We start from the raw sequence: 10,160 nt of genomic DNA, 5'->3' as shown, positions 1-10,160 counted from the left end.
TCCAGCTCGCCCTCCCACTTGGCGACGACGGCGGCGGCCACCGAGTTGCCGACGACGTTGGTGGCGCTGCGGCCCATGTCGAGCAGGTGGTCGACGCCGAGCACCAGGGCGATCCAGGCCTCGGGCAGGCCGAAGTAGGTGAGGGTGGCCATGATCACSACGAGCGAGGCGCGCGGCACGCCGGCGATGCCCTTGGAGGTGACCATCAGSAGMAGCAGCATGAAGATCTGCTGCTGGATGGTCAGGTGCACGCCGTGCGCCTGCATGATGAACATGGTGGCGAAGGTRCAGTAGAGCATCGAGCCGTCGAGGTTGAACGAATAGCCCAGCGGCAGGACGAACGAGACGATGCGGCGACGCACGCCCACCTTGGGCAGGCTGTCGAGGATGCGCGGGTAGGCGGCTTCCGAGGAGGCGGTCGAGAAGGCCAGCAGGGCCGGTTCGCGGATCACCCCGAACAGCGGCACGGCGCGCTTGCCCAGCACCACGAAGGCGGCCAGGAACAGCAGGCCCCACAGGGTGGCCATGGCGCCGTAGAAGCCCAGCACGAACTTGGCGTAGGTGCCCAGCATGGCCAGGCCTTGGGTGGCGATGGTCGAGGCCAGGGCCGCGAAGATGGCCAGCGGGGCCAGCTTCATGACGAAGCCGGTGACCTTCAGCATGATCTGGGCGCACTGTTCCACCAGGTGCAGCACCTGCGGGGCCTTGTCGTCGAGCGCGGCCACGGCGGTGCCGACGAACAGCGAGAACACCACGATCTGCAGGATCTCGTTCTTGGCCATGGCGTCGAAGATCGAGGTCGGCACCAGGTGGGTGATGAAGCCCTTCAGGGTGAAGGCCTCGGTGGTGGCGGCCGGCTTGGTGGAGACGGCGGCTTCCACCAGGTGCAGGCCGTGGCCCGGCTGCAGCAGGTGGACCATCAAGAGGCCCAGCACCAGCGACACGGCCGAGGCGCCGATGAACCAGCCMAGSGTCTTGGCGCCGATGCGGCCCACCGCGGCGGCGTCCTCCATGTGGGCGATGCCGGCCACCAGGGTGGTGAACACCAGSGGCGCGATGATCATCTTGATCAGCCGCAGGAAGATGTCGGTGATCAAGCTCAGGCCCGAGGCGGCCGACTTGGCCCCCTCGGCGTCCAGGAACTGGTTGCAACCCCAGCCGACGAGCACCCCCAGCACCATCGCGCCGACGATCAGATAGGCGAAGCGTTTGTTCATAGGGTCTTCCGTTCCCCCTCGGCCGCGTGGCGACCGGGCCTGCTGAAGCGCCCTCCCAGCAGGCGCATTCGTTTCATGGACGCCCCGAGAGGGGGCATGTGGCGCCCCTTTTGGCCGAGCGTGGCGGCTTCGTCCATGCCCGGGGCGTCACAAAGGCGCAGGCTGGGGGCGCTATGCTCGCCCCAGGGCCGGGCCGCGCCCCGCTCTGGTCAGGCTGCGGCAAGGCTGATATAGGACGCCATGTCTAACCAAGAAAAAGCGATCGCCGTCGTCGAACGGCTCAACTCCGAATACGAACGCGCCGTCGAGGCGCTGCGCACCGCCCTTCGGGCCTATCTCGAAAATGGAACCCGCCCCGACCCGCAGATGCGGTTCGACGGCTCGTTCACCTATCCCGAGCTGCGCCTCACCTACGACCCCGAGGCCCTGCCGCCGAAGCTGGCGCGCTCGTTCGCCCGGGTCAGCCGTCCCGGCGTCTACTCGACCACGGTCACCAAGCCGGCCCAGTTCAAGGACTATCTGGTCGAGCAGCTTTCCCTGCTGATGGACGACTTCGACGTCGAGATCGAGGTCGCCCGCTCCGAGCAGGAGATCCCCTATCCCTACGTGCTGGACGCCAGCATCGACCTGAACCAGGCCGATGTGCGCAGCGAGGACATCGCCCGCTTCTTCCCGACCACGGACCTGGCCTTCATCGGCGACGAGATCGCCGACGGCGTCTGGAGCCCGGTGCTGGAAGACACCCGGCCGCTGGCCCTGTTCGACGGCCTGCGCACCGACTTCTCGCTGGCCCGCCTGCGCCACTACACCGGCGCTCCGGCCGAGCACGTGCAGCCGTTCATCCTGTTCACCAACTATCACCGCTACGTGGACGAGTTCGTCCGCTGGGGCGTGGAGCAGCTGAAGAAGCCCGACAGTCCGTACACGGCGCTGTCGTGCTCGGGCGGCGTGGTGGTCACGGCCGAGACGCCGAACGCCGAGCAGGCGATCGCCGACGGGGCCTGGCGCAAGCACCAGATGCCGGCCTACCACCTGATCGCCCCGAACGGTCAGGGCGTCAGCCTGGTCAACATCGGCGTCGGCCCGTCCAACGCCAAGACCATCTGCGACCACCTGGCGGTGCTGCGCCCGCAGGCCTGGCTGATGATCGGCCACTGCGGCGGCCTGCGCGACACCCAGACCATCGGCGACTACGTGCTGGCCCACGCCTATCTGCGCGACGACCACGTGCTGGACGTGGTGCTGCCGCCGGAGATCCCGGTGCCGTCGATCGCCGAGGTGCAGCGCGCTCTCTACGACGCGGCCAAGGCGATCAGCGGCGACACCGGCCAGGAGCTGAAGAAGCGCCTGCGCACCGGCACCGTGGTCACCACCGACGACCGCAACTGGGAACTGCGCCACAGCCTGTCGGCCCTGCGCTTCAACCAGAGCCGCGCGGTCGCCATCGACATGGAGAGCGCCACCATCGCCGCCCAGGGCTATCGCTTCCGGGTGCCGTACGGGACGCTGCTGTGCGTGTCGGACAAGCCGCTGCACGGCGAGATCAAGCTGCCGGGCCAGGCCAACGCCTTCTACGAGCGAGCGATCAGCCAGCACCTGCAGATCGGCATCCTGACCTGCAAGCTGCTGCACGAGGAAGGTCCCAACCTGCACTCGCGTAAGCTGCGCGCCTTCGACGAGCCGCCTTTCCGGTAAGGGATTGGCCGGCAAGGCTCGGCGCTGTCTGAAAACGACGAAGGGGCGGTGGTCATCCACCGCCCCTTTTTCCTGGGCTCCGTTCCGGCTTAGCGCGGCGGCTGGAAGCTGATGGGGATGTTGACCCAGCCGTTCCCGGCCGGCTTGCCGTCGGGCAGGGTGGGGTCCATGCGGAAATGCTGGCTCAGTTGCAGGGCCGCTTCGCCGAAGCCCGCGCCCGCCGGCAGCTCGCTTGCGACCTTGCAGCGGTGCAGCTCGCCCTGGGGCGTCACGTCGCAGCCGATCACCGCGCGGCCCGCCAGCTTCTCCGCCTTGGCCTGGGCCGGGTAGTAGCGGTCGAGGTCGGCGATGTTGGGCTTCTGGACCCAGACCGGTCGCGAGACGATCGGCTTGGGCGTCACTTCGGGATTGGCGGCCCAGACCGCGCCGGCGGCCGTGGAGGCCAGCAGGGCGACGAGGGCCAGGCCCGCCTTGCGGCGCAGAGGGGTGACGGAGGCGGCGTTCAGCATGGTCAGTCTCTCCTTCAGGGGATGGGGCCCCGTCGCCGGCCAATGGCAGCCGAGCGGGGCGGTGTCGGCCGTCAGCACGGTGCTGAGCAGCGTTTCGGCGTAGAGGCGTCGGGCGTGCGGATGGCGCGCGATCACCGCCGCGTCGCAGGCGATCTCCTGGTCGACCCGCAGGGCGCGGGCGGCGAGGTGGACCAGCGGGTTGAACCAGCACAGGCATTGCAGGGCCACGGCCAGGCCGTTGATCGTGGCGTCGCCCCGGCGCAAGTGGACGTCCTCGTGAGCCAGGACCAGGGCGCGGGCCTCGCCTTCGAAACGGTCGGCGAAGTCGGCCGGCACGACGATGCGCGGCCGCAGCCAGCCCAGCACCAGCGGGCCCGCGTCGACATGCTGGCCGCGCAGCACCGAGGGGCTTTCATCGAGCGGCGTCAGTCGGCCGACGGCGCGCACGAAGCGGGCCTGGCGAACGGCGAACAGGCCGAGCGTCAAGGCCACGCCGATCTCCCAGGCGACGAGGGCGATGGGGGTCAGGGCGGGCGCCTTGGCCGCCATCGGCGCGACGGCCCTGCCGGCGGTCGCGGCGAACGTCACCGCCGGCGCCATCACCGTGGTCGGCGCGGGGATCGGGACCAGGCTGACCAGGGCGCACAGCGGCGCGGCCAGCCAAAGGGCGTAGGCCGCCAGCGGTCCGAACCGGCGGCGGACCGGCTTGCGCAGCAGCATGATCGCCACGATCGCCACGGCCAGGGCGAGGTTGGCGCGCAGAAGCGCCTCTAGGATGGCGCCGCTCATTTGGCGATCCTTTCGACCAGCGCCTTCAGTTCGGCGATGTCCTCGTCGGTCAGCTTGCCGGCGTCTGAGAACTGGGTGACCAGCGGCGCCAGGCGGCCCTCGAACAGCCGGTCGAGCAGGCCCTGGCTCTCGGCCTCGACATAGGCCCCGCGCGCGACCAGCGGCGCGTACTGGTAGCGGCGGCCCTCGGGCGTTGCGCCCACGGCCTTCTTCTTCACCAGGCGGCTGAGCAGTTGCTTGACCGTGCCTTCGGTCCAGCCGTTCGGCTCGCCGACCTCGGCGATGATCGCCTCGGAGGTCAGCGGGTTCTTCCGCCACAACGCCTCCATGATGACGCTCTCGGCCGTGCTGATCTTCATGGCCTCGCCCCTCCTTGTGGTCGATGACATCTGTCAACGTCGCAATCGTTGACAGATGTCATCGATGTGGTCAACCGGCGTTTTCGAGGAGGCTAGAGTGCGCTCGCGGTGGACAGGGCCAGCATCAGGACCGGCAGCGCGACGCAGACGAGGAACCGCAGATCGTGCACGCCGAATTGATGCGCGCATAACGAGGTTACGCCAAGGGCGCTCGCGTGGCGGGAAGCGTTCGGCGCCGAGCCGGCGCCCTGCCTAGCGCGACACGCGATCCAGGAAGCCGACGATCCCCGCCGCCAGGCTCGGCTCCATCACCGCGCTCATGTGGTCGCCGGGCACGCGCTGGGCGCGGCCGTTCGCGAGCATGCCGGCCAGGGCCTCGGCCGAGCCGTTGTCGTCGTCGCGCTGGCCGGCGATGACCAGGGTCGGAACCGCGATGCGGGCGATGTCTTCCGCCGAGGTCGGGACGAAGGCGTTGAGCACGCCCAGCATCGCCTCGGGCTTGAGGTCGCCGGCGGCCATCATCGCCCGCACGCGACGGCCGGCGCGGGGGTCCTTGGCCTGGTCGCCGTTGCGGATGGCGTCCTCGAACATCGCCGCCCGCTCGCCGGCGCCCATCAGGCCGCTGGCGCCCATCCCCGCCAGGACGAGCCGTTCGGGCCGGGCGCCGCGCACCATCATCCGCACCGCCGTGCGCGCGCCCAGCGAATAGCCGACCAGGTCGTAGTCGGTCAGGTGCAGGTGGGAGATCAGGGCCTGCTGGTCCATGGCCAGCACGTCGGCGGGCCAGGCGGCCGGATCGGTCGGCGCGTCCGAGCGGCCGTGGCCGCGCAGGTCGGGGGCGATCACCTTGCGGCCGGCGCCGACCAGGGCCTGGACGATGCCGGGCAGGAACCAGTTGCTCTCGGCGCTGGCCAGGAAGCCGTGCAGCAGCAGGGTCGGCCAGCCCTCGCCCAGGGTGCGGTAGGCGATGGAGACGCCGTCGAAACTCTGGAATCGCTGGACCGCAAGCATGGCGGCACAATCTGCGCGGACGCACTGTTCGTCCAGAGCCTTTAGCCTCACATGAGATCATGTGAGGCGTGAAAAAGGCTCTGAATCAAATACTTGTGGCGTGGCATCCGCCGAAACCGCTCACACTTTCGGCTGCCACGCCGTAGACTCTCGATTTCGTCACACGGTGCGACTACATGCACGCCATGACCCGTCACATCCCCCTGCAAGGCGTCGAGAACTTCCGTGATTACGGCGACTACGCCGCCGGGGCGGGGCGGTTGAAGCGAGGTTTGCTGTTCCGCGCCGCCCACCAGGCCGACGCCACCGACGAGGATCTGGCGGCCATGGCGGGCCTGGGCATCGTCACCATCGTCGACCTGCGCCGCGCGCCCGAGCGCCAGCGCGAGCCGTCGCGGCGCTGGAGCGGTTTCTCGGCCCAGGTGATCGACAACGACCTGGGCGGCGAGGGCGACGACCCCTGGCAGACCTTCCTGCGCGGCTGGGACCATTCGGAAGGCCCGCTGCGCGGCTACATGGTCGAGTCCTATCGCAGGAAGCCGTTCACCCCGCGCCACGTCGACCTCTTCAGGCGCTACTTCGCGACACTGGCCGAAGCCAAGGGGCCGGTGCTGATCCACTGCGCGGCCGGCAAGGACCGCACGGGGCTGCTGGCCGCCCTGACCCACCACCTGGCCGGCGTGTCGCGCGACGACTTGGTCGAGGACTACCTGGCCACCAACGATCCCGAACGCTACGCCCGCATCGGCGAGCGGATCGGCCGCTACCTGGCCGGCTACACCGGCTCGGTCCCGCCCGAGGCGGCGATCCGCGCGGCCCTGGCGGTGGAGGCCGAGTACATCCTGGCCTCGATCGAGGCCATCGAGGCCGCCCACGGCGGCATCGACGCCTATCTGGAGACGGTGCTGGGCGTGGATGCGGCGGCCCGCGAGGCGATCCTGGCCCACATCCTGGCCTGAGGCTTGGCGCCTCGCGCGATCTGGGATTTCGTGCCGGGATGCGCATCGAAACCCTGATCGACGGGCTGATCGCGGCCGCGCCGGAACTGGCGCCGAGGCTGGCCCAGCACTACGCCGACTACGACCAACTGCTGGCCTACGTCTTCTTCTCCCACGACGTCGTTGCGCAGGCGATCGCCCTGCGTCGGGGCTCGCACGAGGATCGGGTTCGGCTGGCCGCCATGCTGGCGCTGATGGAGCAGGCCTGGGCGGAGGAAGGCGTCAGCCACGTCGACGCCGAAACGGTCGCCGTCATCGCATTGTCGTTCCTGGAAAGCCTGGGCGATGAGGAGCTGCAGGCCCTGCGGCCGATGCTCGGGCCCGAGATGGGGCGGGCGGCGGATCGCTCTTACCTGCCGCAGCCCTCGCCCACCCTGCGCCAGCGGGGTGTGATGCTCCTGCATCGGATGTTCCCGGGGTTTCCCAAGAGGGCGTGACAAACGCTCGTTCGCGAGCGAGGCTCCGCTTCAGGGCTGCGTCAGACGGCCCGCAGCAGGGCGGACACCATGAGCGAGGTCTTGGACGGCGCGCCCGCGCGCCTGGGCGTCGAGTCGAAACCGGCGCGAAAACCGCTGACCCGGGGCGGGTGGTCCTGGGTGCTGCACCAGGGCTCGCGCGACGTCTATGTGGTGCTGGTCACCATCTACATCTTCGCTCCTTACTTTTCCGGCGTGCTGGTCGGCGATCCGGTGAGGGGCCAGGCCATGATGGCCCAGATCGCCACCACCTACGGCCTGATCGTCGCCCTGACCGCCCCGATCCTCGGCGCGGCGGTCGAGAAGTACGGCCCGCGCAAGCCGCTGGCCGCGACCCTGCTGACCCTGATGCTGCCCATGCTGATCGTGCTGTGGTGGGCGACGCCGGCCGGCGGACTGCCGCTGGCGGCGACGGCCGGGGCGCTGATCGTGCTGGGCGTGGCCTACAACTGGGGCGACGTGGCCGCCAACTCCCTGCTGCCCCGCGCCGCGGCCGAGCCCGGCCAGGCCTCGCTGCTGTCGGGGCTGGGCTATGTGTTCTCCAACGGCCTGTCGGTGCTGATGCTGATCTTCATGCTGTGGGGCTTCGTGCTGCCGGGGCAGGTCGACTGGCCGGGGATCCCCCAGGCGCCGCTGCTGGGGCTTTCGACCGGCCACCATGAGCCCAGCCGCCTGTCGGGGCCGCTGTCGGCGCTGATCATGGCGCTGGGAGCGATCCCGTTCCTGCTGTGGACGCCGGACGCGCCGCGCACCGGGCTTGGCGTCGGCGCGGCCTTCAAGGCGGGCCTTGCCTTGCTGCGCGACACCTTCGCCAACCTTCGCGGCCATCGCGACGTGGCGACCTTCCTGGCCGCGCGGATGCTCTATTGCGACGGCATGACGGCGCTTCTGGTGTTCGGCGGCCTGTTCGCGGCCGGGGTGATGGGCTGGGGCGCGCTGGAGATGCTGGTCTACGGCGTGTCGCTGAGCCTGGTCGGCGCGTTGGGCGGCTTCCTGGCGCCCAGGCTCGATCGCGTGCTGGGGCCCAAGCGCGCCGTGCAGATCGAGATCGCCGGCTGCCTGGCGGCGCTGATCTGCCTGTTGGGCATGCGGCCCGACCGCATCCTCTACGTCTTCGCCTATGACCCGGCGGGACCCGCAGCGTGGGACGGGCCGATCTATCGCACCTTGCCCGAACTCTTCTATGTGGGCCTGGGCCTGATCATCGCCGTCTGTGTCACCGCCCAGTACGCGTCGAGCCGCACCCTGCTGGTGCGCCTGGCGCCGGCCGATCGCACGGCGGCCTTCTTCGGCCTCTACGCCCTGTCGGGCACGGCGACGGTGTGGCTGGGCTCGGCCCTGGTGGCGGCGGCGACGACGCTGTTCCACAGCCAGGTGGCGGGCTTCGTGCCGATCGTCGCGCTGATGGCCCTGGGCGCCCTTGGCCTGTTCGCCGTCCGCGGCGGCGGGCGCGAGGCTTGAGGCGGGCCACGGACGCGCCTATCACCCCGCGATGCGCGACGTCGCCCTCATCGCCGCTACCTGGCGCGACCCCCTGTGGGCCGCGGCTCCCTTTCGGGACGAGCCGTTCGCCTGCGCCCTGCTGTCGGGCGGTCCGGGCGAGCGGTGGTCCTACCTGCTGCGCGCGCCCGACCAGACCCTGGTCCTGGAGGCGTCCGATCGGCGCGATCCGTTCGCGGCCCTGGCCGACATGGTCGGACCCGCTCTGCCGGCCGATCCGGAAGGCCCGCCGTTCCAGGGCGGCGCCATGGGCCTGGCCGCCTATGAGCTGGGCGACCGGGTCGAGGCCCTGAACCTGGCGCGGGGCGACTGGCCCGACCTGGTCTGCGCCCGCTATCCGGCCCTGCTGGCCTTCGACCACCTGCAGCGCACGGTCGTGGCCGTCGGTCGCGGCGAGGGAAGGACGCAGGCGCAGGGCCGCGCCCGCGACGCCCTGGCCTGGCTGGACGCGCCGGCCCGAGACCCGTTCGAGGGGCGTCTGTGCCAGGCTCTCGAAGCCGAGCCCCCGGCCGACTACGAGGCGGCGGTGGCCCAGGTGGTCGAGCGGATCCTGGACGGCGAGATCTTCCAGGCCAACATCGCCCGGGCCTGGCGCGGCCGCCTGGCGGGCGAGGCCGACCCCTTCGACCTGTTCGCCCGCCTGCGCGGCGCCAGCCCCGCGCCGTTCTCGGCCTATCTGCGCCTGCCGGGCCGGGCCATGGTGTCCAACTCGCCCGAGCGGTTCCTGAAAGTGCGCGGCGGCGAGATCGAGACCCGCCCGATCAAGGGCACCCGGCCGCGCGGCGCCAGTCCCGTCGAGGACCGGGCCCTGGCCTTCGAGCTGTCGGCCAGCGCCAAGGACCGGGCCGAGAACCTGATGATCGTCGACCTGATGCGCAACGACCTGGCCAGGGTCAGCCCGCCGGGCAGCGTGCGTACGCCGCAGCTCTTCAAGGTCGAGACCTTCGCCAACGTCCATCACCTGGTCTCGACGGTCGAGGGCCGGCTGAAGCCGGGCCTGGGCGTTTCCGACCTGCTGCGGGCGACCTTTCCGCCGGGCTCGATCACCGGCGCGCCCAAGGTGCAGGCGATGAAGGTGATCGCCCAGCTGGAAGGGCCGCGCGGCCCCTATTGCGGCTCGCTGTTCTGGGCCGGCTTCGACGGCGCCTTCGAGTCCAGCGTGCTGATCCGCACCGTCGCCCTGGCGCAGGACGACCAGGGCTGGCGGCTGGAGGCCAAGGCCGGGGCCGGCATCGTCGCCGACAGCGATCCGCTGTCCGAACGGCTGGAGACCGAGGCCAAGATCGACGCCCTGCGCCGGGCGCTGACGGGGGAGGGGGCATGATCGCGCTGACCGACCGGGGCCTGCTGCTGGGCGATGGCCTGTTCGAGACCCTGCTGGCGATCGACGGCCAGGTCCGTCACCTGGAGGCGCATCTGGACCGCATGGCGGCGGGCTGCGCCGTGCTGGGCCTGCCGGCTCTGGATCGCGAACAGGCCCGCGACCTGGTCCTCGCCGCGCCGGACAAGGCTGGGCTGACCGCCGGCCGCGCCGCCGTGCGCCTGACCCTGACCGCCGGTTCGGGCGGGCGCGGGCTGGATCGGCCCGAGGCGCCGGCCTGCGTGC

General features: G+C 70.6%; 10 protein-coding genes. 6 read left to right on the top strand and 4 right to left on the bottom strand.

Going from position 1 to position 10,160, the window contains the following annotated elements; translation table 11 throughout:
- On the bottom strand, positions 1-1,217 hold a 1,217-nt coding region (locus AC1DCG_RS24400; RefSeq protein WP_477041724.1), incomplete at its 3' end, for a dicarboxylate/amino acid:cation symporter.
- Positions 1,218-1,457: 240 nt separating this feature from the next.
- On the opposite strand from AC1DCG_RS24400, the gene AC1DCG_RS24395 reads away from it, so the two are divergent.
- Positions 1,458-2,912 carry an AMP nucleosidase gene (locus AC1DCG_RS24395; protein ID WP_165261756.1) on the top strand — a complete coding sequence of 485 codons (1,455 nt, stop codon included), beginning with the start codon at positions 1,458-1,460 and terminating at the stop codon, positions 2,910-2,912.
- Positions 2,913-3,001: 89 nt separating this feature from the next.
- Here AC1DCG_RS24395 and AC1DCG_RS24390 read toward each other — a convergent pair whose 3' ends face one another.
- From AC1DCG_RS24390 to AC1DCG_RS24380, 3 genes are all read right to left on the bottom strand, one after another.
- Positions 3,002-4,210, bottom strand: coding sequence for a TonB family protein (locus AC1DCG_RS24390; protein ID WP_477029350.1), 1,209 nt, complete (start codon positions 4,208-4,210; stop codon positions 3,002-3,004).
- On the bottom strand, positions 4,207-4,569 hold the full coding sequence (locus AC1DCG_RS24385; RefSeq protein WP_165261760.1) for a BlaI/MecI/CopY family transcriptional regulator: 363 nt from the start codon (positions 4,567-4,569) through the stop codon (positions 4,207-4,209). The genes AC1DCG_RS24390 and AC1DCG_RS24385 overlap by 4 nt, the downstream gene beginning before the upstream one ends.
- Positions 4,570-4,821: 252 nt before the next feature.
- Positions 4,822-5,580: an alpha/beta fold hydrolase gene (locus tag AC1DCG_RS24380; RefSeq protein ID WP_477029351.1), complete on the bottom strand. Its 759-nt coding sequence runs from the start codon at positions 5,578-5,580 to the stop codon at positions 4,822-4,824.
- A gap of 185 nt (positions 5,581-5,765) precedes the next feature.
- Between AC1DCG_RS24380 and AC1DCG_RS24375 the strand changes: the two genes are divergently transcribed.
- The 5 genes from AC1DCG_RS24375 to AC1DCG_RS24355 all read left to right on the top strand — a co-directional run.
- On the top strand, positions 5,766-6,539 hold the full coding sequence (locus tag AC1DCG_RS24375) for a tyrosine-protein phosphatase (protein ID WP_477029352.1): 774 nt from the start codon (positions 5,766-5,768) through the stop codon (positions 6,537-6,539).
- Between the two features lie 38 nt (positions 6,540-6,577).
- A complete protein-coding gene (locus AC1DCG_RS24370; RefSeq protein ID WP_477029353.1) occupies positions 6,578-7,015 on the top strand; it encodes a DUF7674 family protein in 438 nt (145 codons plus the stop codon).
- A gap of 69 nt (positions 7,016-7,084) precedes the next feature.
- The gene (locus AC1DCG_RS24365) at positions 7,085-8,515 is read left to right on the top strand and encodes an MFS transporter (RefSeq protein WP_477037041.1); all 1,431 of its coding nucleotides are present in this window, start codon (positions 7,085-7,087) and stop codon (positions 8,513-8,515) included.
- 31 nt (positions 8,516-8,546) lie between these two features.
- Positions 8,547-9,878, top strand: coding sequence for an aminodeoxychorismate synthase, component I (gene pabB, locus AC1DCG_RS24360; RefSeq protein ID WP_477029355.1), 1,332 nt, complete (start codon positions 8,547-8,549; stop codon positions 9,876-9,878).
- The coding region (locus AC1DCG_RS24355; protein ID WP_477041723.1) for an aminotransferase class IV at positions 9,875-10,160 on the top strand (286 nt) is incomplete at its 3' end. The genes pabB and AC1DCG_RS24355, both read left to right, overlap by 4 nt.

It is taken from the genome of Caulobacter sp. 10L414, from assembly GCF_056395525.1.
This window is presented reverse-complemented; position numbering and strand designations above follow the sequence as displayed.

Bases quoted from the DNA above. Each gene is read 5' to 3' on its own strand.
- AC1DCG_RS24390 (WP_477029350.1), bottom strand. From the start codon at position 4,210: ATGAGCGGCGCCATCCTAGAGGCGCTTCTGCGCGCCAACCTCGCCCTG.
- AC1DCG_RS24375 (WP_477029352.1), top strand. From the start codon at position 5,766: ATGACCCGTCACATCCCCCTGCAAGGCGTCGAGAACTTCCGTGATTAC.
- AC1DCG_RS24380 (WP_477029351.1), bottom strand. From the start codon at position 5,580: ATGCTTGCGGTCCAGCGATTCCAGAGTTTCGACGGCGTCTCCATCGCC.
- AC1DCG_RS24395 (WP_165261756.1), top strand. From the start codon at position 1,458: ATGTCTAACCAAGAAAAAGCGATCGCCGTCGTCGAACGGCTCAACTCC.
- AC1DCG_RS24370 (WP_477029353.1), top strand. From the start codon at position 6,578: ATGCGCATCGAAACCCTGATCGACGGGCTGATCGCGGCCGCGCCGGAA.
- pabB (WP_477029355.1), top strand. From the start codon at position 8,547: ATGCGCGACGTCGCCCTCATCGCCGCTACCTGGCGCGACCCCCTGTGG.
- AC1DCG_RS24385 (WP_165261760.1), bottom strand. From the start codon at position 4,569: ATGAAGATCAGCACGGCCGAGAGCGTCATCATGGAGGCGTTGTGGCGG.
- AC1DCG_RS24365 (WP_477037041.1), top strand. From the start codon at position 7,085: ATGAGCGAGGTCTTGGACGGCGCGCCCGCGCGCCTGGGCGTCGAGTCG.